This is a genomic window from Bacillus sp. cl96, assembly GCF_900100505.1.
Classification (GTDB): Bacteria; Bacillota; Bacilli; order Bacillales; family Bacillaceae_G; genus Bacillus_A; species Bacillus_A cereus.
In genome coordinates this window covers 294,255-319,287 of sequence record NZ_FNDM01000003.1, presented here as the reverse complement: position 1 = coordinate 319,287, position 25,033 = coordinate 294,255, and the positions used below count along the sequence as shown (strand labels likewise).

The window sequence follows — 25,033 nt, the reverse complement described above, 5'->3', positions numbered from 1 at the left end:
CTCCTTTATTCAACGAATATCAATTTTCATAAGAAAGCATGCGTATATTGTTATTCATTGACAAGTACTTTCTCTTTTTCTGATACAGATAATGTTTTTTCTTTCTTCTTTGACATTACCTCTTTATCGGAAATACGTAAAGAAAATAGTAGTGCTATGAGCAAAAATATTGCTGATCCAATTAATGCTGCTTGATATGGTAAAAAATCGGATTGAGCGTTATTACTTCCAAAACCAGCTAGTATACTAGCTAAAACAGCTACTCCTATTGCTGAACCTAATCGATTTTGCACATTGAATATAGTAGTAGCTCTCCCCATAGAAGGCGGCGTGATATTGTTAAAGGCAGAAAATTGAACCGCACCGACAGATTGACCTAAGAAAATACCGATACCAAACAATAATGCGCGGATTTGCCACGGATTCGTATCGTGATTTACAAAACTTAATAAAACAAAGATAACCACGGTACAAATTAATCCAATAGAAATTACCTTTCGCGCTCCTAATTTTTTATATGACCATGGCACAATTTGTGAAGAAATCATTAATCCAATCGCCTCTGGAAATGTCGTAAGTCCTGATTCCAGCGCGGAAACTCCTATCACATTTTGATACATAAGTGGAAAAACAAATAACATTCCTAGTAAACCAGCTGATGAAAATAATGATATAAGACTCATCTTTCTAAACACTGGTTCTTTTAATAAACGTAAATCTAACATCGGTTGCTTTACTTTCAGTTCTACGATTATAAACAATGTAATGAATACACCCCCAGCTATCCCAGTACTCATAATTTCTGGAGAAATCCACCCTTTTGATGGTCCCTGGCTGAGCGCATATATGAGCATCGCAAATCCTGGTGCTGATAAAATAAAGCCGAGCGAATCAAAGCGACCAGCTGATTTTTCAACATGCTCTGCTAAAAATAGAAGTCCAAATAGCAATGCAACGATTCCAAACGGTAAATTAATATAAAATGCCCAACGCCAAGACATTTGATCTACAAAGAAACCACCGATGATAGGACCAATTGCTGGTGCTACAGCAATTGGAAGTATAATGAACCGAGAAATCTTCGGTCTTTCCTCTGGTGAAAATGTTCGAAATAACATTGCCATTCCAACTGGTGTTAAAAGCCCTCCACCAGCACCTTGAATAATACGGAAAATATTCAATGAAGTAATATCGTTAGCCATTCCGCATAAAGTAGAGGCAATTGTAAATACGAAAAGAGCAATTAAAAACACTCTTTTCGTACCAAATCGATCTCCTAACCAACCAGAAATCGGAAGGAAAACAGCTAAACTAACTAAATATCCAACATTAACCGTCCCCATTGCAGATGCAGGTACTTGTAGTTCTCTACTTATCGTTTGCAGTGCTACATTTACAATCGTTGCGTCCATCGCAGCCATAAACATCGCAGTTATATAAACGATACTTACAACTACTTTTGGATTTAGTTTTTCTTTCATTATCGTTTTCCTGCTAATGTTTTTTCGCGAACTTGATTACTTTTTGGATTCAAATCTTTCCAGTTATATTCAACATATTCTAAGCAGCTCTGCCTACTAGCTTCTTCATATACGACATTCCAGCCAATAGGTACATCGAGAAAAGCAGGCCAGAGAGAATACTGGCCCTCCTCATTTATTAATACTTTATATGTGTAATTATCATTTTCAAATGGATTCGTCATACTCTACTTACCCCTTTCTTATTCTGCAAATATTTCGCTAATACTTGTCCAATTTCCGTAAGCGGACCTGGCTGACATAGATCTTTATGTCTACAATCAATATCGTGCTGCACAATTTGCCCGTCTAAATAATTTAGCCACGTATTTGGAGAAATAGGATCAAACCAGTCTGGTATAACAGTAGATCTAAAGAACAGGATATCTCCGTTATAAACTTTCGGTACATATTTCCCTAACAACCCTACTGAATTTACATATGTTTCTTTCAAGTTCAATATAGTCTCTTCTTCAAGACTTGCTAATGCACTTCCATCTTTACGAAGGATTTCAACTGCACTTTCCATTGTAAGTGGTTTACCATCCATGTTATCTGGGTCATATCCGCCTAAAGCAAGTAATGCGATTAACGCTTCCTCTTCAGTAGGCGCTTCCGTATTCGGTAAGAAGTGTCCAGGATAAGAGTCAAGCATAACGAGTAATTCTACTTCTTCCCCTTCATTTTGTAATTGCGCCGCCATTGCATGCACAACATTTCCTCCAAGCGACCAACCTAATAAACGATATGGTCCATGAGGCTGTACTTCACGAACGTGTTTCAAGTAATCCGCCGCCATCTCCTCTAAACTTTTTGGAAGTTCTTCATTTTTAGCAATACCACGTGCTTGCACACCATAAATTGGATAATCTGTTCCTAAAGATTTCATAAGTCCTGCATAGCACCAACTTAATCCACCTGCTGGATGTACACAAAATAGTGGTAATTGATCCCCGCTTGCTCGTAATGGAAGCAACACATCAAGTGCACTTTGACCATTCCCCATCTCAAGTCTTTCAGCTAACCCTGCAACAGTCGGTGCTGCAAATAAAGTACCAATGTTTAGTTCCACTCCAAGCGCCTCTTTCATGCGGCTCATAAGCTGCACTGCAAGGAGTGAATGACCACCAAGATCAAAGAATCCGTCATCAATTCCAATTTGAGGTACACTTAGCACTTCTGTAAACAAGTCACATAACATTTCTTCTTGCGGTGTTCTTGGACCACGACTAGAAGATGATGCGATAAATGCTGGAGCTGGCAATGCCTTTCTATCTAATTTACCGTTTGGAGTTAAAGGTAACTCATTTACTACTACAAAAGCGCATGGAACCATATAATCTGGTAAACTACCACTAGCAAACTGACGCATTTCATTCGTATCAATTGCTTCATTATTTGATGCAACGATATAAGAAACTAACCGTTTATCCCCTGGTTGATCTTCACGTACAATAACGGCTACTTGCTCAGCTTTAGGGTGCTTCATTATGACTACTTCTATTTCTCCTAATTCAATTCGGAATCCACGAATTTTGATTTGATGATCTGCACGTCCTATATAATCTAGCGTCCCATCATTACGCCAGCGAGCTAAGTCTCCTGTACGATACATTCTTGTACCTGGCTTGCCAAATGGATCTGCGATAAAGCGTTCAGCCGTTAATCCTGCTCTTCCTAAATATCCACGCGCAAGTCCTGCACCTGCAACATACATTTCTCCAACTACTCCAGGTGGGACTGGTTGTAAATAGTTGTCTAACACATACACTTTAAGGTCAGGTATACTGCACCCAATTAAACTATTTGCCCGTAAAGAGACGATAGTTTCATCTAATTCAATATAACTAACATGTACTGTCGTCTCTGTAATACCATACATATTAATAAGCTTTGGTGCGTTATGAGGATGTCGACTATACCAATCTTCTAAGCGACTTAGCTCAAGTGCTTCTCCTCCAAAAACAACATATCGTAAAGATAATTTTTGGCCAATCTCTTCATTTTCACGATCTGCTTGCATCAATTGGTAGAACGCTGATGGAGTTTGGTTTAAAACCGTAACCTTTTCTTTAACAAGAAGCTGTAAAAATTCTTTCGGCGAGCGACTTACAGTATGTGGGACTACAACTAAACGCCCTCCGTATAATAAAGGTCCCCAAATTTCCCAAACCGAGAAATCAAAAGCATATGAATGGAACATCGTCCAAACATCGTTTCCGTCAAACTGGAACCAATGATCAGTTGCTCCTAAAAGTCTCACTACATTTTGATGAGGTATCATAACGCCTTTCGGTCTGCCCGTTGACCCTGACGTATAAATAACGTAAGCAATATGTGATGGAGATAATGGCTTAATTCGTTCCACTTCATCAATATTGTCTTCACTATATTTCTCAACCTCTGCTATTACTTTCACATCATCAACTAAAACTTTTAGTGCCTCATTACATTCAATTTCCACTTCTGAATTCGTTAAAACACATGATGGTTTCGCATCGTGTAGCATAAATGAAATACGGTCTGCTGGGTAATCTGGATCTAACGGAAGGTATCCAGCACCAGCTTTAAGAACAGCTAATAAGCTTACAACCATGTTTAATGATCTTGGCATCGCTAAAGCAACGAGTTGATCAGGACCAATCCCTTTTGCTATTAGGAATCGAGCTATTTTATTTGCTTTTCTATTTAACTCTTCATAAGTTAATTTCTTATCTTCAAAGACAACAGCAATAGAATTTGGATTTATATGAGCCTGCTTTTCAAACAATTGTGGCAATGTCATTTCTGGTGCAATTTGAAAACCACCATTCCACTTTTCTAACACTGTATTTTTCTCTGCTAAAGTTAATATTTCTAATCTGCCAATGGATTGATCTGGATTTGTAGTTGCATCATCTAATAACAAAATGAAACGTTCTATTAGTTTTTGAACCGTTTCACGTTTATATAAATCGGTACTAAACTCTAGTAATCCATGTAAACCGTTCGGAGTACCATCAACCCCGTTACTCTCACTAATTTCAAATGTTAAATCAAATTTTGCAGAACCAACGCTTTGAATTTCAAGGCTCGCTTCTAAATCTGGTACATGAAACGTTGCTTCTGGTGTATTTTGAAAAGCTAACATAACTTGAAACAACGGATGGCTGTTTCGAGTACGTACTGGATTTAATACTTCAACAAGCCTTTCAAATGGAACATCTTGATTTTCATAAGCTGCAAGATTTACCTGCTTCACTCTATTTAATAATTCTTTAAAACTTGGATCTCCTGAAGTATTTGTACGTAACACTAATGTATTTACAAATAAACCAACAATATCTGAAAGTACATCATCATTTCTTCCAGCAATCGGACTTCCAATTGGTATATCAGTGCCTGCACCTAATCTTGTAAATAGTGCACTAAGCCCTGCTTGCAATACCATAAACAAACTAACTCCATTTTTACGTGCAAGCTCTACTAACCTACTATGCATACCTTCATCTATATGAAAATGAATTGTTTCCCCGCGGTAACTCGTCTCAATTGGACGCTGGAAATCTGTAGGTAACTCCATTTGGTCTGGTAAACCTTTAAGTTCTTCTTTCCAAAAATCTAATTGTGTTGAAATAAGACTCTCTTGTGTCGTTTCATCACCTAGCAATTGCTGTTGCCAAAGTGCATAATCTGCGTATTGAACTGGTAGTGTCTCCAGCTGAACTCTGTCACCTTGACATCGCGCTTTATACGCCGCTGTAAAATCTCTCGTTAACGGCTGTAATGACCAGCCATCACCTACAATATGATGTAATAGAATTAATAATACATGTTCGTTTTCACTCATTGTAAAAAGTTGCAAACGAACTGCCGGCTCAAAATCGAGGTTAAAGCTATATCTTACCGCCTCTGAAAGTACACTTTCTAATTCATCTTTACATGTATTAGTTATAACCATTTCTAAATTTAAGTTTTCCATATCTAAAATTTTCTGATAGGAACTACCTAATACGTTAGGGAAAATTGTTCTAAGTGTTTCATGTTTCTCAACTACATCATAAAAAGCACCTTGTAATGCTTCCCGATTCAATATTCCATTCATACGAATGACTAGCGGAATATTATAAGTAGGACTTGGACCTTCTAAACAATTTAAGAACCATAACCTGCGCTGTGCAAATGAAAGTGGAACTTCACTTGGCCTACTTGCTTTCTGAATAGCTGGTCTTGCGCTTTTTGCATGGTTTAATTGTTTCGCCAGTTCGGCAACAGTTGGTGATTCAAATAGTTTCCCAATTCCTAATTCCACACTTAACGTTTCACGAATTCTTGCCATTAAACGAGATGCGAGAAGTGAATGTCCACCCATTTCAAAGAAATTATCATCAATGCTAATTCGAGAAACACCAAGTACTTCTGCAAATAAATCACATAATATTTCTTCTTTCGGATTTCTAGCAACTCTCTCATTGTTCATTCCATTAAAATCAGGAGCAGGTAATTTCTTTCTGTCAACCTTACCATTTGGCGTTAATGGTAATACTTCTAGCACAACAAATGTCGATGGTATCATATAATTCGCTAAACTTTTTGAAACATAAGAACGAATTTCTGAAAGATTAATCGGTTCCTTTTCTTCTGCAACGATATACGCAATGATGCGTTTATCATTTGTACGATCTTCTCGTACCATTACTACCGCTTGTTGAATATTTTCATGTCGTTGTAATACCGTTTCAATTTCAGCTAATTCAATTCGGAATCCACGAATTTTAATTTGATGATCTGCGCGACTAATGTACTCTAACGCACCATCACTACGCCATTTCACAAGATCTCCTGTACGGTACATGCGCTTCCCTGATTCTCCATAAGGATTTGCAACAAACCGTTCAGCTGTTAACTCAGGTTTTCCAAAATATCCGCTTGCAAGTCCTTCCCCTGCAATATATAATTCCCCAATAACTCCAGGTGGCACTGGTTGTAACCCTGCATCCAATACATACACTTCTGTATTGCAAATTGGTTTTCCAATAGGAGGTATGCCCTTTTCACCTTCATCAATGTTCATGAAAGTAGACCAAATCGTCGTTTCAGTTGGTCCATATAAATTAGTTATTGAGCAACCTAATTCTCGTAATTTATTTGCTAAATGCGCTGGAAGAGCTTCACCACCAACAAGTATGCTTAGCCCTTGTAGCTTCTCTGGATAATCAGTTACTAACGCCTGCCAAAGCGTCGGTGTAGCCTGCATAATGGTCACTCTTTCTTCATGTAAAAGTGTCGTTAATGCAGAAGGCTCTTGTATGTCTTCTTTTTGCGCAATTGTTAAACTTGCACCACTAATAAGAGGTAAATAAATTTCTAGTGCAGAAATATCAAATGCAAACGTTGTAACTGCTAATAAATGATCATTTTCATTTAATGAAAACTTTTGTTGCATAGCCATTAAAAAGTTACTTAAACCTCTCATAGGAACAATTACACCTTTTGGGTTTCCTGTTGAGCCTGAAGTATATATTGTATAGGCTGGGTTTAACAGTGATACATCATTCTTACATGCTATATTCATACGAGAATATGTATGTAACGCTAGTTTCGTTTCTTCGTCATCTAATACAATTTTTTTCATATCCTTTTCTATAACTAACTTAGATGAAACAGATGAATGTGTTATGATACAAACTGGTTTTGCATCATTTACTATATAAGTAACTCTATCTGCTGGGTATTCTGGATCTATTGGTAAATACGCTGCACCAGCCTTTAAGACTGCTAGCATACTAACTACCATTTCTATTGATCTAGGGAATACTAAAGCTACAAACTGATTTGGTCGTATTCCTTCTTCTACTAAATAATGTGCTAGTTCATTCGCTCGTTCATTTAGCTCTTTATACGTAAGGATTACACCGTCACAAGTAATCGCTAGTTTATTGGGATTTTTTTTCACTTGTTTTTCAAATGATATAGGCAGACTGATTAATTCATCGTCTTCCTTCGTTTCATTCCATTCCAATAAAACTTTATGATTTTCTTCAGGCAGAGTAATGTTTATTTTTCCAATCGACTCGTTTTTCTCATAATTATTTATTACTAATTCAAATAGATTCATAAATCTTTCTTTATGCAATGCTAGCTCCGCGTTATTATATACTTCAGGATTTGCATCAAAATGAATCATTATCTCATTTTGATCAAAACGTTTATATACATTTATCGATAAATCATCGACAGGTCCTGCTGATAAGTTATGCGTAATACCACGATTTCCAGCAAAATTAAGCCCGTAATCAAAAGGCATAACATTCACTAACGGTCCAAACAACCTTTGATTTTCACCTAGTAACTTTAAATCTCTTCTTAATTCCTCATGACGGTATTTATAATGGCGACGTACATCTCGGATTTCTTTAGAAACTTGCTGCAATAATTCCGCAAGAGTTATATTTGGAGTTACTGTAATACGAAGTGGAACTAAATTCATTACCATACTTGGTGTATGAATAGATACAGAACCTAGACGTCCCATCATCGGTAAACCTAAAACAATATCATTTTCACCTGTTAATTTATGCATATAAATACTTGTTACAGCCACAATGAATTCCGGCCAACTTGTTAACGAAATATTGATATCTTCTAGTAAAGTTTTCGTGCTAGAACTAGATAAATAAGCTGTTTCTCGTGAAAATCCATTTGATGTTCTCGGTGCTCGTTCTGCCAAACTTACAACTTCTGGGGCATCTGCAAACTTTTCTAACCAAAAAGTACGATCTTCCTGAAATTGTTTAGACTCACGATACTCAATATCTTCTTGCACGACTTTTGCAAGAGAACCAAATGGTTTTTCATTCTTGTTTGTTTCTTCTATAAGTGATGTATACTCATTCGCTACTTTTTGGCTAAGAAGTGAAAATCCATAGCCATCCATCACAATGTGATGGATGCGCTGATACCAAAAGAAACGATTATTTTCGACTTGAATAAGTGCTTCAGTAAATAAAGTATCTTTTTTCAAATTGACTGGCATAGATAAATCATTTTTCATCCATACTTTAGCAGCTTCTTCAGGATTTTCTTCTTTACGAACGTCAATAAAATGCATATGAAACTGTGATTCTTCAATAACTTGCCATGGGCCAATTTCATCCTCTTCGAAGCGAACATGAAGTGCTTCTGCTTCCATTACAACTTTACGTACAGCTAATTGAAAAATGTCTTGATGAATATTTCCGTTTATTTCTACATATTCCCCAGTATTATAAATTGGATTAAGCGGATCTAATTGTTGCGCAAACCACATACCAGACTGCGCAGATGATAACGAATGACGAATCTTTTGACTGTTAGGCATTCTTTACTACCCCTTTATTATGTAGTCTATTTGTTACAGCACCTGTGCTGTTTGTGAAGATAGTAAACTGTACCAACCTGTAACAGTTGGACGTTCTGCTAAATCTGCAAAAGTGATTTCTTTCCCTTCACGACGCCACTTCTCTACTAAACTCATAATTCTGACCGAATCAAGCCCTCTATTTAATAAGTCCTCATCAATATCAATACTCTCTACTGGCTCACGAAGTAGCTGTGCAACTAGTTCATGCACTTCCTGTATAGTGATTCCTTCACCCTCATCACCTTTTACACTTTGTAAATCTTTTAACAGTAGGTTTGTTGATGTCGTTACTGCACATCTATTAGATGCATACTCCAATGCTTGTTTATGATGCTCTAGTGAAAAATCAGCAACTGCATCTGCTACAAAGAACGGCTCTATACCATCCATAAATGCTTCACAAGCTGTTAAAAGACAGCCAATATGCGCATAAATACCGCAAATAATGAGTTGATCTCTTCCTTGTTCATTTAAAATTTCTAATAGATTTGTCTTTTTAAATGCACTATATCTCCATTTTGTTAGGAATATATCATCTTCATCAGGAGTAAGTTCATCAACAATTTTCTTTTTATCTGGTCCAGCAGGTATACCGTCACCCCAAAAGTCTTGTAATAAACCTCGTTGTTCTAACGTTTGCCCACCAGGTTGTGCTGTATAAACAACTGGTATACCAAGTTCCTTACATTTTTCTCTTATCATTTTAATATTTGAAACAAGTTCTACTTTTGGTGATTCTTTATCGCTATATGCATCAAGAAAATATTCTTGCATGTCATGAATTAAAAGTACTGCACGTTTTGGATCTGGTGTCCAATTCACTTTATTTTTCGGTAGTTCTGATTCAATTGGCATTTTATATACTGAAATAGATGGAATAGCCATCTAATCACTTCCTTCCGGTTTTTATTATTGTTTTACTGTAATAAGTTTTTCAGCAATGACTTTACGTAGTTCTTTTTTGCTGACTTTTCCGACTCCTGTTTGCGGAAATGATTCAATAAATTCAATTCGATCTGGAATTTTATAAGCCGCTATACCACGTTCTCTTAAAAACATTTTTAATTCACTTACTGCCGGAACTTGTCCGCGAGCTATAACAAAAGCACAGGTGCGTTCACCTAAATAATCGTCAGGCATAGATACAATTGCTACGTCATGGACCGCATCGTGTGCTAATAGATGATTTTCAACTTCTTCTGCAGCAACTTTCTCACCACCACGGTTAATTTGATCTTTATCTCTTCCTTCTACAATGATGTATCCTTGTTCATTTACTTTTACAAGATCACCTGTGCGATAAAATCCATCCTTTGTAAATGATCGTGCATTATGCTCTTCGGCTTTATAGTAACCACGAATTGTATATGGACCTCGTGTTAATAAACTACCTACTTCGCCCGGTTGTACATCGTTGTCATTTTCATCAACAACTCGTACTTCATCGAGTGCAGACATTGGTCTACCTTGTGTATGAATAATAATTTCTTCCGGATCGTCTAATCTTGTATAGTTCACTAATCCTTCCGCCATACCGAATACTTGCTGTAACGTACATCCAAATGTAGGGCGTATACGTCTTGCTACCTCAGCACTAAACTTAGCACCACCTACTTGAATAACCTCTAGGCTCGATAAATCGGTATTACGAGAAGATGCAGCATCAAGCCAAATCATTGCTAATGGCGGAACGAGCGCTGTAATTGTAACTTTTTCTTTTTCGATAAGAGCAAATGCCTCATCTGGACTACCACCAGTTGCCAATACCACTTTTCCACCCGCATAGAAAGTTCCAAATGTCCCTGGAGAACTCATTGGGTAATTGTGTGCTACTGGAAGAACTGCCATATAGACGCTTTCTGCATTCAAATTACAAATTTTAGCGCTAACACGCAAACTATAAATATAGTCATCATGTGTTCTAGGAATTAATTTAGAAAGACCTGTTGTGCCTCCTGATAATTGGAGAAATGCAACATCACTTGGCTGAACTTCTGGTAATGAGACGGGATCCATATACAGATCATTTATGTTCACAAACTCTTCTTCTTCTCCCACTACAATTACATGTTGTAAATTTGGCACTTTCTCTTTCACTTCTCTTGCTAGTTTTCGATAATCAAAACCGAGAGCCTTATCTGAAATAACGTAAGCGCTCGCCTCGCCAAAATCACAAAAATAACTAATTTCACTGCTTCGATGTGACGGCAGTGCAAAGACAGGAAGCGCTCCAATTCGAAATAGTGCAAAACATATTTCGAAAAACTCGATAATGTTAGGTAACTGGATTACAACTCTGTCCTCTTTCTTTATTCCTAAATTCAGTAAACCTGCTGCTAAACGATCTACCTTTTTATTAAGTTCACTATATGTTATATGCTTCTTACCACTTACAACCGCGATTTGATCTCCATATTTCTCAGCCCGCTCTCTTAACACTCCTCCAAATGTTTCACCAAGCCAACATCCTTCTTCTCGGTAACGATCGGCAAATTCTTTTGGCCATTCTGTATAACCTACTAGCATTCTTTCTTCCCCCTATTTTTCATTAAGTGAACTATCTCTTAACCCTAAAGCTTTTAGCATTGTTTGGAACTTAGCTGATGTTTCTGCTAACTCATCTTCTGGTTTTGACTCAGCAACAACTCCAGCTCCTGCATATAAACGCAGTGTATTTTCTTGTACTTCAGCACAACGAATTGTAACAATCCATTCTCCATCTCCATTTAAATCGCTCCATCCTAGCATTCCTGTAAAGAACTCGCGGTCAAATGGCTCAATATGCTGTATAGCCTCTCTTGCTTTTTCCATCGGAGTTCCGCAAACTGCTGGCGTAGGATGAAGGGCAATTGCTAATTGTAAAGAAGAAGTATTTGGATCCTTCAGTTCACCTTTCACTTCTGTAGACAAATGCCACATCGCTTCACTATGAATAACTGATGGCTTTTCTGGAACATGTAATGTATGACAATACGGACGAAGTGCAGCGGCAACAGCTTCCACTACTACCGCATGTTCATGTAAATCTTTTGGAGAAGAAAGTAATTCCTCTGCTCTTCTTTTATCTTCTACTGGGTCCTCACTACGTGGCCTTGAACCAGCTAACGGGTTAGAAATAACTTGCATACCATTACGTGAAACAAGTAATTCAGGACTTGCTCCAATTAGCGTCTTACTGTTCTCTTTTTCATCTTTCGGTAAATTCACAGCAAATGTATAACCATGCTTATTATGCTCTGCTAATTCTCGCAGAAGTTTTTGCTTATCAATCTTTTCCGAAGATTTAACATCTAACGATCTAGATAGAACGATTTTCTTTAAATCACCGTCCTGTATTTTTTTAATTCCTTGCTTCACACCATTCATATAAACTTCAGGGTCTGGCATTGGCGTCATTTCAAATGTTACGTTCTCATTTGTTTCAAGCTGATTTGTTGTATCCAATTGTAAACGCTCAGAAATCCTACTATATTCTGGTACGATAAGTTGGACTTCTTTTCTACGATCGAATGGCAAAGCACCCACAACGATAGGATTTGGATTTCCAGCTTGTTTCGCATTACTTAATGTCGCTTGCACAAGCTCTGGGAAATTTTCAATTTCACGATGCTTTACTGTAGTAAACTCTCCTTCTGCTAATATCGTTCGAGTTGGTGAAGCAAAAAAGAATGAAGATTCAGTCTTATAATCTTCTAAAAGTTTTTCTGACAATTCCTTTACAGCTATATGTTCATTCATAATATAATAACCTCCTGAATTTTGATTAAACTCCTAACGTAGCACCGCCATCGACACATAAATTGTGCATTGTAATATGACTTGCTCTATCTGAGGCTAAAAATAACACGGCTTCAGCAACTTCTGAAGGTTGTGCAATTTTTTGTAATGGAATTCCGAGTCTATATGTATTTTGAGAACCAGCAATTATATTTTTAGCTCCATTCTCATCAGCCCATAGTAATCTTTGCATCTCAGTTTCAGTAGAACCTGGAGAAACTAAGTTGCAGCGTATATTGTATGCCGCAAGCTCTAGTCCTAAACATTTCATAAACATCGTCGTTGCAGCCTTTGACGCAGCATACGCAGCCATCTCCATTCTCGGCGTATTTGCCGCATTTGAACCGACTGTAACAATTGCCCCTGATTTTCTTAACATCATATTTTTACTTACCGCTCGGGACATATTGAAAACCCCTGTAGTATTTACAGAGAATGTTTTATTCCAATCTTCATCACTTAACGAATGAATTGGTCCCATACGTAAAACCCCTGCAACATTTATTAAAATATCTATTGGCGCTATTTCATTTGCAATATGATTTACCATGTCTTCAACAGCAGCGCTATTACTCACATCTAAACGAAACGTTTTCATACGTGTTTTATTTAATTCATTTTGATTTAAGAGTACATTTAACCCCTCTTCATTTTGATCAACCGCAATAACTGTGGCTCCTCTTTCTAAAAACATTTTGGCAACAACACTGCCTATGCCTTGTGCTGCACCTGTTACTAAAACTGTTTGCCCATCAAATTCCCCTAAGTTCATTTTCTCTATCCTTTCACATAAACATTAATTTCATTAAGTAACATAAATGATATTGATTTTCATTATCAGTCATGTTGTAAAAAATAATACACTTACTAAACTAATTGGTCAAGTGCGCATTACTTTAAAATCCATTTTATTGATAATGTTTTTCATTTACTATCTTACACCGAAATGATAATGTTTCTCAATAAACTTGTCAATCTTTTTTTATTTTTCAGATAAAGTATTTTAATGCTTCTTAATAAAATCATACCTAAACGCATTAAATGTACTTATATTATAAATAAAATTCAAACTCCTCTTTTTAAAATTGAAGAAGATAAACTAGAGATACGTTCATTTACAATGCTTTATGAAAAACTCAAGTATATATTTTCTCAATATTTTTCTGAAAATATATCTTACAAATACTAATGAATGTCTTCTTTATCATTTAAGATTTAATATATATTTCGAATATGATGTATCAATTTATTATATTCCAAATGGGTATTCCACTCACTTTTACATCTATAAAAATCACAAAAGTAATTTAACCTTGTTAAAATAACTCATAAAAAAGCATCCTAATTAATAGAATAGGATGCTTTTTCGTAATCATAGTGTTATAGAAGATTTGTATACTTATGCTACGCTGCGATACTCTTCTTCTTGTTCTTTTTTCTGTTTAGGTGCTTGAATTAAAATTGCGATAATGAATGACACGACACATAATACACCGATCACCATGAACGTTGGTTTGAATCCACCTAGAAGTGCACCGATAAAGGAACCTGCAAGCGCCCCAAATCCAAATCCTTGATACACAATTCCGTAGTTCTTACTATGGTTTTTCATACCGAAGAAATCACCAACAATAGCTGGGAAAATAGTGATATTTCCACCAAAGCAAAACGCTACACTTGCTACACATACGAAGTAAATACCATAATTTAAATCTACAAAACTTAGAACTAAGACTGAACTCGCCATAACAACAAAAGTACCAGTAACGATTTTTAAACGCCCAATTTTATCCGATAACGGTCCTAAAATGATACGACCTAATGTATTGAAGATTGCAACCATAGCCACCGCATTAGCTGCTGTTGCTGCGCTAAGTCCTACAAGTTGAACACCAATGTCTTTTACCATACCAATTAAGTATAAGCCACTCATACATGATGTAAATAACATGATAAATAATAAGTATACTTGTTTTGTGCCTAACATTTCTTTCGTTGTGTATTCCTTAGTTTTTGTTTCATGAACTGCTCCTTGATCTGCAGCTTGATGGATTAAACAAGCACCAATTACAATCATAGCTGTAACAATTAAACCCCAGTATATAAATGCTTGCGATACACCAACTGATTCAATCAACTGTGCGTTAACGTATTTAAAGATTAAGCTACCTGAACCATATGCAGAGACAGAAATACCAGCAATTAAACCTTTACGCTCTGGAAACCACTTTATTAAATTTGATAGTGAAGTGATATATGCTGTACCATCTGCATAACCTACAACAACTCCCGCTAGTACATAAAGTAATATTAATGAGGACGCTTGTGAGCTAAGTATTAATCCTAGTCCTAATGCTAATCCAGCTATCATAATAAGTTTACGAAGTCCCCATTTTTCTTGCAATTTACTCGCAAATAAAGTTGAAAATGCTAAAGAAAGACTAGTAATTGAGAAAGTTATCGCAACAGCGTTAAGACTCCAACCGTATTTACTAACTAAGGGCTGATTGAATAAACTCCATGTATATATCGTCCCAAGCCCCATTTGTACTATAACTGTGCCAAGGACAACAAACCATGGATTAACAGTTGATTTTTTCATACCTTTCCGCCTCCTCTTTCTATTTCAATGCTATTCGCTAAATTTACTTTTTTTATGTTCATTTTGGTCACCTCTTTTGATTTGACACCTTCATTGTATAAGATGTTTTCGTTTATGTAAGCACTTACAAGACAGAGCGTCAAAAACGTAGAATCAGTTACAAAAAACGAAGGATGAAATACAAAAACTACTTATTAAATACGTAACACTTATTTAATAAGTAGTTTTTGTATAAGATCGATTTACATTTATTTTTGAACTCTTTTTTAAAAAGTGAAACAATAAAACCGTCTCTTTACTATTTATTAAAGAGACGGTTTTATTAGCTCAATTCATAAGCCTGACTTTTTTTATACGTTTATAATTGTTTCTTCAAATGTAACAATTGGCTCTACAAATTCCATCATAATGAAAGCATTTTTAATACGTCTTGTTAAAACTTCTTTTAATTCTGCACACATTTCTTCTGTAAGTGATTTTACAAATACAAAGTTGTGATAATAAATCACACTCTTCTCTTTACTTAATGGGTTTAAAAACATCCCCTCTTTTGTAACGAGAGCATTAGAATGCCCCGATAAAGTTGAAAGAAACGTCTCTAAAATTTTTATTTCTCTTTTTGAAAACGATTCTTCACAAACTACTTTAATATTCATTTCTGTTATCATTTATATATTCCCCCAACCATTTTTTCACAAGGGGATACTATAATACTATTAAATTTTCACAAGACTCCCCTTGTCGTTCATAAAATTCACCAGAAAACTAAGTTGACTAACTTGTTTTTTCCCTTTATTCATATAAATCTCTCCTTTCGTATATATTACTTCTCCATTTGTAATTGATTACCTTTTTATATTAAAGTTTTTCTATGTTTTTAATTGGAATTCTACCAATTAGAGATCTTATTAATAAACGTATATTTTTCTTATACTCCTGAAAAAAACTTTACTTATCTACTTTACGTTTTGGGCTACATAGTGTCTGTTTTTTGAATAATTTGCTTCTCTGCAGTATTTACATAGAAATATTGTTTCGCTAATGCTGAAAACAATTTACTTTGCTTATAATAAAGTGAAACTTTAATCAACCCTCACCAATCGGGCTTTTATGGGCAGCAGGGCCCCCACCTAACTTCTTTGCTTCCACTGAATTTTGAGGTGGGGGTCTTACTGCCCAGCAAATAGCGGGATAAACTTAAATAAAATATAACTTTTAACATAAGAGTACTTTATACTTTTCTATTAGAGAACAAATTTTTTCCCAATAAATAAAACTAAATATTCACTAATATATCTATCCGTGGTTTAATATATATAATAAAAAAATATTTCTGTCTTTAATGAGGAGGTACTATGAAAGCAAACGTAGGGGATACTATACTTTTTCAACGAAATAATTTAAAGATTACAGGATCTGTATTAAAACTTTATACTGAATCGGTCTTAGTTGAAATTACAAATGTAAGCGGTGGTACTTTTGAATTTGATCGAACAATTGTAAATCATAAAAACTATAAAGTTTTAAATACAAATACATAAAACAACACAAAATAGCCCCTGCTCAACAGCAGGGGCTATTTTATATAAAAATATTTCACTAGTTTATATACCCTAAAACATTAACAATCTTACTCGCTTTTAAATTGTTAATATGATAATAAATTTCTAAACCTCTTCTCTCTGCTCGTAACACTTTACCCTTCATTTTTGATAAATGTTGTGAAACAGTAGATTGCGGAATATTCAGTAACTCTGTTAATTGTGTTACATTACAAGTTTTTCTCGTACTTAATTCATTTACAATTTGCAGTCTGATTGGATGCGCCATAATTTTTAAAATATCTACATCTTCTTCTGAAACTAAAGTTTTTCTCATTTCACTCGTATATGTTGTCATAAGACATTCCCCTTTTATATGAATTCCATATTCATAAGATCTATTTCCAAATTTTTTAAAACCCTTGATTAAAACTTTCATATAGAAATAAAAGGATTTTAAATTTTTGAAAACAGAACTTACATTCACTTTATTTATTTATTTGGTACATATACATAATACAATGTTAATATGTGCTCTATGTGAAGTTCACATAAATTTGTGATGAAGATTTACTTAGCCACTCGCATCCTACTCATCTAATTACTCACTGCGTAAAATCATCAGTTATTTTAACACATTTTAGGCGTTTGTATATACTATTTATAAAACAACTTTTATAAAGGAGGATTCATATGCCTACAGCGTTACAAGAAGAAGTCGAAGAAGCACGGGAAACATATGTCAGTCGTATCATCTTAGTTGGAGGATCGACTTTATTTTTAGTAGGCGGGGTTATATCGGCAATTTCAGCTTTTAAAGCTTATAATCGTTTGGAGAATACGCCGCCTTCTACAGATAATTCATAGATATTTTATAAAATAAAACGTCGCCTCTAATATGAAGAGACGACGTTTTATGATTCATACATATGACACTAAAAGTATCGGTAGATTCCCTACTCCATTCTCTAAGCTTACTTCACCACAAACCTAGTCTGACTACACCCATCCTTCTGCTTCGTTACTTCTAATACAGCTGGCATTGCGTTTTTCAGCTCTTGTACGTGTGAAATGACACCGATAAATCGGCCTGATTTTTGTAAGTCAATTAAGGCGTCTACTGCTTTCGTTAATGATTCTTCATCTAATGAACCGAACCCTTCATCGATGAACATCGTTTCGATGGAAATACCACCTTCATATGCTTGAATGACATCTGCCATTCCTAGCGCTAGGCAAAGTGATGCATTAAATTTCTCTCCGCCGGATAGTGTTTTTACATCGCGTGTTTGGCCAGTATATGCATCGTACACGGAAACGGCTATATAAAAGGCTTTGTGAAGGGTATTTGATAAGGGTTTTCATACAGAGTGTGACCGCTAGTGTGACCGCTAACACAGTAAAATTTATATAATAAACCGTTACAAGACAAGGGTTTATATCTTCTATTAACTTAGTGTAGGCTTCCCGCGCTTTTTATTTTTCCTAATTTCAAGTGTCTATTTCTTGACTACTAACGATAATTTAGGTCGCGCCCTTTTATATCACTGACCAACCACTTGTACATCCACTTTCTTCTATATATACGAAAACAAACGCAGAAAGAGAGGCCCCTATGGCTTATCAAAGGCGTTTCGCCTGTCGAAAGGCAGATGGTAACATGCTTAAATTTTGATTTTCAAAGTGCCACGATAAATTAGATTTTGATTTTCATTGTGCTTTCAATAAGATCATCTCTGTTATCGCAGGTGGTTCCTTACTTGAAGTTATTCGATATTTAAGTATGTAAAAGATTGAGCTGGTCCTTACGGGCTAGCTTTTTCTCGTTTTTAAGTAAGTATCGATTTGATCACACGATGAGATATAGATATGTGTTCTAAGCGATATCTTTCAAGCGATAATAAGGTTCATTTAACATCTAATTTATCCTTAAACAAAAAAACCAGTAGTAACCTACTGGCCCCCATAATCAAATTCCAAAAGTTGTTTAGCATGCCCCATGATACCGACTTGAGCAGCAATCGTTGAGTCCATCATTCTATATTTTTCATAGCCTTCGAACCCTTCAATTTCTACATAGCGTTCATCAATTATTTTTACAAATTCTTCTGTTGTGCCAACTACTTTTACTGGTGACCTCTTAATTGCCTGTTGCTCCTTCTCATATTCAATACCTTTTTTTACAACCTCTATTTTCTTTTGCTGTGTAAAGGAACCCCAGTCCTTCATTTTTTCACTTGGTTCTACAATTTCTTTTTTCAAGGGTTGTTCCTTATCTTTCGGCCCAACTGGTTTATTACTTTCAGTAGTAATTTCCCTCTTCTCCTCCGTCTTATTAGTACCATCTGTTGTCGAAGAGCAAGCGACAATAAAGAAAACTAATAATAAAGTTGTAAATATATTTTTATACATATAATACCCTCCTCTCTATAAGCTACATAACTATATTATAAATAGAATAATACATTAAAAGAACAAGAAAAGACCGCCTCCTTTTACAGAGCTGGTTTCTTTCTCATTTTATAGTTGGTGAATTATATCTCGCTTTTCAACTTCAGAACAGTAGACTTTCAACGATTTATTAAACCGTCTATCAATTCTTCTTCTAACTCCCTATCGTAACCCCTCCTCCGTTTTATCAGTAAGTTATCTCGTTATTTTCGTTTAAACTTAACGTTAGCCTTACTCCGTCCCCAACTACTTACTGATCCGTTTTTCCCTTCGCTTAGTTTTAGCGGTAGTAGCCACCGTCCTCCGCCTATCGTAGTCAGGGGCGTTACCTTTCGTTTTTGCCCTTGACTTTAAGGTTTTACGGTTTTACGGTTTTTATCATGCCGAAGCGAAGTTAGGAAAACGGCTGGCAGGCGAACTGGTCCCCTACGTCGCTACGTTAAAAAATAAACGAAGCGCGTAAGAGAGACAAGTGACTTACGCGGTTCCTGCCATGCCTTGCTTTGTCAGTGTTCCGTATGTATAGACCCTATTCACTTGGCGACTTTCATCACACACGCCCTTCGTCTAAGGCTTGTCCACTACACAAAGCCACCCCTGTGCGACAAGCTGAACGTGTTCCCTAGCACCGTAATGCTAATGGCTACCACCCGAGCCGTTATAGGCCGCTCTCACCTACCCGCAACGCATGAATAGGAATATGTTATGGGGCGCTATCCTTGTAGAAGCATACTCAGTACTTCTCGCACGACCGATAGCAAGCCAACATCAGTTTTTAACGTGGTTTACAGGCAATTCCACGTTCGGAAATTACCTCCTCGTCTCCTAAAAAAGACAATAGGAAACTAAGCCTCGTGTATTCCGTTTAAAAAAACGAATGATTACATGAGGCTATTCGGAGAATTTCTGTTATTCAATTGCCTTTCATACACGTGAATTCACGTATTAAAGTACATAAGCAATAAACATATCGATAGCGTACAACGTACCACCTACACCAAAGACTCCATAGTAGTAGATACGATCGGATAGCGTCTCAAGACCGAAGTAACGGTTTAACTTTTCGAACATAATACGTTACCTCCTCTATCCTCGTTATGTAGTAACTCAAACATGCTGATAGTCGTTTTACTTATCGTTTGTTTCTTAATTGACGTTCCTGCTTTAAGTACTACATAGGTATATACGTAATAATTTGCGTCTGTTTCGATATAAGCAATCGTATGTAGATATCCTCCTACGTTTAGTCTACGTACTTTGAACAGTAATACTCCGTTTTCTATCTCGTTTGAATCTACGCTGCTAGTAATCTCATGTTGTAATCCTACGGGTAATTCCTCGAAAGTTATGAATTGAATAGCGTTCATTAACAATTTAAACTCATTCATTCCGTTCATCCCCTTTCACATTACGTATGTGTAATTCGTTATTGATGATTTCATCTTACACTTGTGTAATTCGCAAGTCAATAGTTATTGACGAAATAATTACGAAACTGTAAGATGTAACTAAGGATAATTAGGACGGAGGTACTACTATGAAGGTGACACCACGTTTGTCGGAGATTTTATCGGAACGTAACTTACGTCAAAAGGATTTAGCGGAGATGGCCGGTACGACAGAGGCTACAATTAGTCGATTCAGTCGCCAGTCTCGTTATGAAATCGAAACATTGATTCGTATTAGTAACGCGTTAGAATTGAAAATCGAAGATTTATTCGTTGTGGAGGACGCTAAGTAAAGCGTTCTTTTTTATGGAGAAATTTACCGTTTGCTTTGATATACTTGTATTAGAATATATTTAAACGGGAGTGAGCTAAATGGGGAAGAAATGTTTGAGTAGATTCGGAATAATCATTATCGGGGCATCACTTGCACTTGCTACTGGATGTACTCCACAAGATAAAGAAACGGCTACGCAAGAACAAGCTCAAAAAGAGGAGCAAAAAGTACAGAAACAAGCCGAAAAAGAAGCAGAGAAGCAACGTAAGCAACAAGAGAAGGAAGAAAAAGAGGCGCAAAAACAGGCTGAAAAAGAACAGAAATCACAAGAGAAGGCTAAGAATGACGAGAAAAATAAAGAAGTGAAGTTCAAAGAAAGCATCGAGAAAACCGTTAAGAAGACCATTGGGAAAAGTGATGTTGAATCGATTGAAATAAATAAAAACTTCGACTTACCAGAACCGAACAATAAAGTCGTATTACTTAATTTAACAAATGCAACTGATAAAATTCTTGTGTGGAATGATACAACTAATATATTAAAAGAACTGGCTAAAGAAAAAGAAATTCAGAAAGTCATCTTTGTCTGGAAAGCCGAACTTACAGATACATATGGAAACAAAAAAACTGATCCCGTCGTGAAAATGAATATTGATCGTGAAACAATAGATAAGATTAATTTCGATAACTTCTTATATAAAAACCTACCTACCGTTGTTAGTGATTATTGGCAACATCCTGCTTTAGCAAAATAAACAAAGAAAACCGCCCTTCACAGGCGGTTTTTTTTTCGTATTCATCCCGCTTCCATCTCGTCCAGCACATGCGTCTTCAGGTGTAAATACGCGGATATCTCCTCTTTCGTCACCCCTCTATCGGCGCACACTCCGTCTAACAATACCCATTCGGAATCTCCTACGTAATCTAAAAAACGCTTCTTATCTTCGGCTACTACCAACATCATGGCTAACTCTTCCGTACTTGTTATCGCACGTTTCCGTCCTAGTTCATCGATATAGAATACGGACATTTCGTTATCTGAGCGATATACCTCAAATTGATACGTCTGTTTCCCTCGCCTCACCTCGGATACCACTTCAACTTTTCGTAACCTGGCATAGATATTTCGTATAGGGTACGTGTCATATTTCGGCTCCTTTTTCGTTATGTAATAATTACACAACTAATTTTAGTAGAGTAGCATTAAGTAGCCGTTAAGTCAGTATTAAGGATTTTAGCGTACGTTTACTCTACGTCAATGATATTGATAAATTTAAATGTACGTTTGTTACGAAAAGCATCCGTACAAATAACGTTCTTTTCTAAAAGATCGATGTCCATGACAGTGTAGTAATTCGTAAGTATGTAACCGTCCTCGTAATATGTAATAAGTAACTCCTCTTCGCCTAGTAACGAAATGAGCAATCGATTTTCAATTCGTTCTTGTGCGTCCTTTGTAACGATAGGTCTAGGTAATTTCGCGTTCTTCTTAATAATATCGCGAATACCAGCGAACTGTTCCGGCATGCTTGCGAAAGGTTGCCACTTGACCATACCTCTCCCCTTCGGCATATTACTATTGCTCATGTTAGTCACGACTTATGTCCCCCTAGTAATGTATTTCGATATCTTGCGGTTGCATTTTTCGTATAGGAAACGCCCCGTAATATGCTGTTCTTACCAAACTTAGTACGTATTTCGTCCATGACTTGTGTTAGTCGCATTTCCTTTTCGCGTTGTACTACGTTATCAAATAACGAAATCTGTTCTTCCCCTTCACTTGCTAAATTCGTTAATGAAATACTGACTGATCTAATCGGTTCGCCAGTATATAGTGTATGTAAATAATATGTACAGACGTTATAGATATCCATCGTTAGATTCGTTGGTCGACTTAATGTATGTGATTTACGTATACCTCCGCCTCCACCGTATCCTTTACTGTATCCAACGGAAAAATGAACGGTTCGAGCGAGCTTACGTTGTCTTCGCAATCGATAACAAACTTCCTCGATATGTTCTAACAAAATAATAGGGAATTCGCCTATCGTATAATCACGTAAGAGTATCTGACTTTTAGCGATAGAAGTTTCCGTTGGTACGTGTTTTTCCGATATACGACTGAAATCTATACCGTTACTATGTAAGTGGAGTTCCTCGCCGATTACACCGAAATTCTGCTTCAAATATTTCAGCGGATAATTTGCTAAATCTCCTATCGTCCGTATCCCTTTTCGATTTAACTTCTCCTCCGTTTTATACGATATACCCCAAAATTTACTGAGTGGTCTAATACTCCATAACTTCTCGGGTATATCGTCATACGTCCATTGTGTTATACCGGCATCATTCTTTTTTGCTTCGATGTCCATGGCTACTTTACTCATTAGCAAATTCGGACCAATGCCGATAGTACATTCGATACGAGTTCGGGCGTAAATTTCATTCTTTAACTTCAGCGAAAACTCATACGGGTTATCCGCAAATAAATGTAAAGAAGCCGTCATATCCATAAAAAATTCATCTATGGAATACTGGTGGAAGTCTTCGGGCGCTACGTACTGTAGCGCTAGTTTCGTTATGTAATTCGAACATTTAATATATGTATGCATGATTGGATTAACGATAATTATATCTGGTCGTTTAGGTATCTCATATAACCGAGCCATTTTATTAATCCCTAACGCTTTAAGTGGTGGCGTTGCCGCTAGTACTATTGATCCGCTTCGATTTACATCACCTACTACGGCAAGTTTTGTATACCGTGGGTCTAATCCTCTTTTGATACATGATACGCTTGCATAAAAGCTACGCAAATCGACGCATAATATAATCCGCTTAGGCAAAAGAGAATAATCATACAAGGTAATCACTCCTAACATCAAGAACGTTTGTTCTTATTATATGCGAACTTACGTTCTTTTAGAAGGCTTTTTAAGAAAATATTAGATAAGTTTTTTTCAATACTGTCTAAAATTCAATTTATTATTACTTAAATATCTTTATATAAAACACATGGAAATATTTACTTCAATTAAAAAACGTTATATTATTATATTTATTAATTATGTATTTTATATATTAAAAAGGAGATGAAGTTTTGATTAAAACTAGGACTGTCATATTAGTTGTCTTTATAGCTATAATTTTTTGTTTCTCTATTAAAGTAATATTCGGTGATAAACCGGCATCGAATACAGAGTCATCTACTAAAGTTAAAGATGCTACCTCTGAACCAAAAAAAGAAAAACTATCCGCACAATTAGATACATTAGATTATAATAAGGAGACAAATAAACTCAAATTATCCTTAACTACCAATATTCCTGATTCTACAAAAGCAACCATAAAAGTATACAGTTCAAAAAAATCAGATGAATACAATTATACCGCTACAAGTAGTGAGGTATTTAAAGATGGTAAATTACAAACAACTATTTCCCCGTCACAACTTGTCGAAAACGGACAATACTATGTGAAAATACTTATTGATGTTTCAACTGCAGAATATACTTCTACAAATAAACATCTCATTGATAAACTTGGAAGTAAATATGAAGTAGAAAAACAATATAGCGGAGATAAATCGGTAAAAATTCACAATATTTCTTACGATAAATATAAAATTGACATTGACACAAAAAATATAATATCTATTGAAAACGGCTTTTCTGAACAAGAAGCACAACAAGAACGAGCTAAAATAAAAAAAGAACAAGAACAACGCGAGCAACAAGAAGTACAACAACCTAAACAAAATGAAGTTCAGACTACAACTGTTGATGCAAACAGTAAGGGTGAAGCCTGGCTAAAGTTATCCGAAGCAGAGAAACGAACATTAACAAACCGACTAATTAGTAACTGGAAGTCTAATGGCTATACAGTTACAGTTGGTGCTGATTGGTTTATCGGAGCTTTAGATGCATTCTATGGAACCCCAGAAACAAACGTAAATACAATCGGGGATGCTATGACCTTATCTGGTGTCGCTGGTGGAGTAGTAAAAAAATAAAAAAATTGACCGCCTGTAATAGGCGGT

20 protein-coding genes and 1 pseudogene are annotated in these 25,033 nt (G+C 36.0%); 5 read left to right on the top strand and 16 right to left on the bottom strand.

All coding sequences use genetic code 11. The annotated features are described in order from the left end of the window. Positions 1 to 50: 50 nt before the first annotated feature. The 9 genes from BLT20_RS09275 to BLT20_RS30120 all read right to left on the bottom strand — a co-directional run bounded on the left by BLT20_RS09275 (position 51) and on the right by BLT20_RS30120 (position 15,948). Positions 51 to 1,481 carry an MDR family MFS transporter gene (locus tag BLT20_RS09275; protein WP_000660197.1) on the bottom strand — a complete coding sequence of 477 codons (1,431 nt, stop codon included), beginning with the start codon at positions 1,479 to 1,481 and terminating at the stop codon, positions 51 to 53. Beyond that, complete coding sequence (locus BLT20_RS09270; RefSeq protein WP_000184057.1) at positions 1,481 to 1,705, bottom strand: MbtH family protein; 225 nt, start codon at positions 1,703 to 1,705, stop codon at positions 1,481 to 1,483. Before BLT20_RS09270 ends, BLT20_RS09275 begins: the two co-directional genes overlap by 1 nt. After that, positions 1,702 to 8,859, bottom strand: coding sequence for an amino acid adenylation domain-containing protein (locus BLT20_RS09265; RefSeq protein ID WP_001133914.1), 7,158 nt, complete (start codon positions 8,857 to 8,859; stop codon positions 1,702 to 1,704). Before BLT20_RS09265 ends, BLT20_RS09270 begins: the two co-directional genes overlap by 4 nt. Positions 8,860 to 8,892: 33 nt before the next feature. After that, the gene (locus BLT20_RS09260; protein ID WP_001007284.1) at positions 8,893 to 9,786 is read right to left on the bottom strand and encodes an isochorismatase family protein; all 894 of its coding nucleotides are present in this window, start codon (positions 9,784 to 9,786) and stop codon (positions 8,893 to 8,895) included. A gap of 24 nt (positions 9,787 to 9,810) precedes the next feature. Further along, a complete protein-coding gene (locus tag BLT20_RS09255; protein ID WP_000960125.1) occupies positions 9,811 to 11,427 on the bottom strand; it encodes a (2,3-dihydroxybenzoyl)adenylate synthase in 1,617 nt (538 codons plus the stop codon). 12 nt (positions 11,428 to 11,439) lie between these two features. Next, on the bottom strand, positions 11,440 to 12,639 hold the full coding sequence (gene dhbC / locus BLT20_RS09250; protein WP_001002068.1) for an isochorismate synthase DhbC: 1,200 nt from the start codon (positions 12,637 to 12,639) through the stop codon (positions 11,440 to 11,442). Between the two features lie 25 nt (positions 12,640 to 12,664). Then, entirely contained in the window at positions 12,665 to 13,450 is a 786-nt protein-coding gene (dhbA, locus tag BLT20_RS09245; protein ID WP_001048437.1) for a 2,3-dihydro-2,3-dihydroxybenzoate dehydrogenase, read from the bottom strand. Between the two features lie 627 nt (positions 13,451 to 14,077). After that, positions 14,078 to 15,280: an L-lactate MFS transporter gene (locus BLT20_RS09235; protein ID WP_000750111.1), complete on the bottom strand. Its 1,203-nt coding sequence runs from the start codon at positions 15,278 to 15,280 to the stop codon at positions 14,078 to 14,080. A 350-nt stretch (positions 15,281 to 15,630) separates the two neighbouring features. After that, entirely contained in the window at positions 15,631 to 15,948 is a 318-nt protein-coding gene (locus tag BLT20_RS30120) for a hypothetical protein (RefSeq protein ID WP_000627302.1), read from the bottom strand. A 687-nt stretch (positions 15,949 to 16,635) separates the two neighbouring features. Here BLT20_RS30120 and BLT20_RS09220 point away from each other — a divergent pair. After that, on the top strand, positions 16,636 to 16,821 hold the full coding sequence (locus tag BLT20_RS09220; protein ID WP_000646793.1) for a YkvS family protein: 186 nt from the start codon (positions 16,636 to 16,638) through the stop codon (positions 16,819 to 16,821). A 58-nt stretch (positions 16,822 to 16,879) separates the two neighbouring features. On the opposite strand, the gene BLT20_RS09215 is transcribed toward BLT20_RS09220, so the two are convergent. Then, complete coding sequence (locus BLT20_RS09215) at positions 16,880 to 17,179, bottom strand: ArsR/SmtB family transcription factor (RefSeq protein WP_000214801.1); 300 nt, start codon at positions 17,177 to 17,179, stop codon at positions 16,880 to 16,882. Positions 17,180 to 17,514: 335 nt separating this feature from the next. Between BLT20_RS09215 and BLT20_RS30525 the strand changes: the two genes are divergently transcribed. Next, complete coding sequence (locus tag BLT20_RS30525) at positions 17,515 to 17,688, top strand: hypothetical protein (RefSeq protein WP_001141668.1); 174 nt, start codon at positions 17,515 to 17,517, stop codon at positions 17,686 to 17,688. 107 nt (positions 17,689 to 17,795) lie between these two features. Here the strand turns inward: BLT20_RS30525 and BLT20_RS09205 are convergent. The 4 genes and pseudogenes from BLT20_RS09205 to BLT20_RS09195 all read right to left on the bottom strand — a co-directional run. Continuing rightward, positions 17,796 to 18,146 (bottom strand): annotated as a pseudogene (locus tag BLT20_RS09205) (SbcC/MukB-like Walker B domain-containing protein); the annotation flags it as partial. A gap of 628 nt (positions 18,147 to 18,774) precedes the next feature. Then, positions 18,775 to 19,233 (bottom strand): hypothetical protein, encoded by a 459-nt coding sequence (locus tag BLT20_RS09200; protein ID WP_073339585.1) that lies wholly within the window; start codon positions 19,231 to 19,233, stop codon positions 18,775 to 18,777. 984 nt (positions 19,234 to 20,217) lie between these two features. Continuing rightward, the gene (locus tag BLT20_RS30520) at positions 20,218 to 20,343 is read right to left on the bottom strand and encodes a DUF3961 domain-containing protein (protein ID WP_161946896.1); all 126 of its coding nucleotides are present in this window, start codon (positions 20,341 to 20,343) and stop codon (positions 20,218 to 20,220) included. Then, positions 20,328 to 20,660, bottom strand: a complete 333-nt coding sequence (locus BLT20_RS09195) for a hypothetical protein (RefSeq protein WP_073339582.1) — start codon at positions 20,658 to 20,660, stop codon at positions 20,328 to 20,330. Before BLT20_RS09195 ends, BLT20_RS30520 begins: the two co-directional genes overlap by 16 nt. A 149-nt stretch (positions 20,661 to 20,809) precedes the next feature. Here BLT20_RS09195 and BLT20_RS09190 point away from each other — a divergent pair, with 149 nt between their 5' ends. Both BLT20_RS09190 and BLT20_RS09185 read left to right on the top strand, forming a co-directional pair. After that, positions 20,810 to 21,013, top strand: coding sequence for a helix-turn-helix domain-containing protein (locus BLT20_RS09190; protein WP_000869306.1), 204 nt, complete (start codon positions 20,810 to 20,812; stop codon positions 21,011 to 21,013). Between the two features lie 79 nt (positions 21,014 to 21,092). Next, the gene (locus BLT20_RS09185; RefSeq protein WP_073339579.1) at positions 21,093 to 21,749 is read left to right on the top strand and encodes a hypothetical protein; all 657 of its coding nucleotides are present in this window, start codon (positions 21,093 to 21,095) and stop codon (positions 21,747 to 21,749) included. Positions 21,750 to 22,239: 490 nt separating this feature from the next. Here the strand turns inward: BLT20_RS09185 and BLT20_RS09175 are convergent, their stop codons facing one another. Together BLT20_RS09175 and BLT20_RS09170 are read right to left on the bottom strand one after the other, a co-directional pair. Then, on the bottom strand, positions 22,240 to 22,581 hold the full coding sequence (locus BLT20_RS09175; RefSeq protein ID WP_073339630.1) for a YolD-like family protein: 342 nt from the start codon (positions 22,579 to 22,581) through the stop codon (positions 22,240 to 22,242). 5 nt (positions 22,582 to 22,586) lie between these two features. Beyond that, positions 22,587 to 23,858: a Y-family DNA polymerase gene (locus BLT20_RS09170; RefSeq protein WP_073339573.1), complete on the bottom strand. Its 1,272-nt coding sequence runs from the start codon at positions 23,856 to 23,858 to the stop codon at positions 22,587 to 22,589. Positions 23,859 to 24,094: 236 nt separating this feature from the next. On the opposite strand from BLT20_RS09170, the gene BLT20_RS09165 reads away from it, so the two are divergent. Further along, on the top strand, positions 24,095 to 25,006 hold the full coding sequence (locus tag BLT20_RS09165) for an NADH dehydrogenase (RefSeq protein WP_073339570.1): 912 nt from the start codon (positions 24,095 to 24,097) through the stop codon (positions 25,004 to 25,006). Positions 25,007 to 25,033: the final 27 nt, after the last annotated feature.

Coding starts and splice junctions, on each gene's coding strand:
- BLT20_RS09275 (WP_000660197.1), bottom strand. CDS start 1,481: ATGAAAGAAAAACTAAATCCAAAAGTAGTTGTAAGTATCGTTTATATA.
- BLT20_RS09270 (WP_000184057.1), bottom strand. CDS start 1,705: ATGACGAATCCATTTGAAAATGATAATTACACATATAAAGTATTAATA.
- BLT20_RS09265 (WP_001133914.1), bottom strand. CDS start 8,859: ATGCCTAACAGTCAAAAGATTCGTCATTCGTTATCATCTGCGCAGTCT.
- BLT20_RS09260 (WP_001007284.1), bottom strand. CDS start 9,786: ATGGCTATTCCATCTATTTCAGTATATAAAATGCCAATTGAATCAGAA.
- BLT20_RS09255 (WP_000960125.1), bottom strand. CDS start 11,427: ATGCTAGTAGGTTATACAGAATGGCCAAAAGAATTTGCCGATCGTTAC.
- dhbC (WP_001002068.1), bottom strand. CDS start 12,639: ATGAATGAACATATAGCTGTAAAGGAATTGTCAGAAAAACTTTTAGAA.
- dhbA (WP_001048437.1), bottom strand. CDS start 13,450: ATGAACTTAGGGGAATTTGATGGGCAAACAGTTTTAGTAACAGGTGCA.
- BLT20_RS09235 (WP_000750111.1), bottom strand. CDS start 15,280: ATGAAAAAATCAACTGTTAATCCATGGTTTGTTGTCCTTGGCACAGTT.
- BLT20_RS30120 (WP_000627302.1), bottom strand. CDS start 15,948: ATGATAACAGAAATGAATATTAAAGTAGTTTGTGAAGAATCGTTTTCA.
- BLT20_RS09220 (WP_000646793.1), top strand. CDS start 16,636: ATGAAAGCAAACGTAGGGGATACTATACTTTTTCAACGAAATAATTTA.
- BLT20_RS09215 (WP_000214801.1), bottom strand. CDS start 17,179: ATGACAACATATACGAGTGAAATGAGAAAAACTTTAGTTTCAGAAGAA.
- BLT20_RS30525 (WP_001141668.1), top strand. CDS start 17,515: ATGCCTACAGCGTTACAAGAAGAAGTCGAAGAAGCACGGGAAACATAT.
- BLT20_RS09200 (WP_073339585.1), bottom strand. CDS start 19,233: ATGTATAAAAATATATTTACAACTTTATTATTAGTTTTCTTTATTGTC.
- BLT20_RS30520 (WP_161946896.1), bottom strand. CDS start 20,343: ATGTTCGAAAAGTTAAACCGTTACTTCGGTCTTGAGACGCTATCCGAT.
- BLT20_RS09195 (WP_073339582.1), bottom strand. CDS start 20,660: ATGAATGAGTTTAAATTGTTAATGAACGCTATTCAATTCATAACTTTC.
- BLT20_RS09190 (WP_000869306.1), top strand. CDS start 20,810: ATGAAGGTGACACCACGTTTGTCGGAGATTTTATCGGAACGTAACTTA.
- BLT20_RS09185 (WP_073339579.1), top strand. CDS start 21,093: ATGGGGAAGAAATGTTTGAGTAGATTCGGAATAATCATTATCGGGGCA.
- BLT20_RS09175 (WP_073339630.1), bottom strand. CDS start 22,581: ATGAGCAATAGTAATATGCCGAAGGGGAGAGGTATGGTCAAGTGGCAA.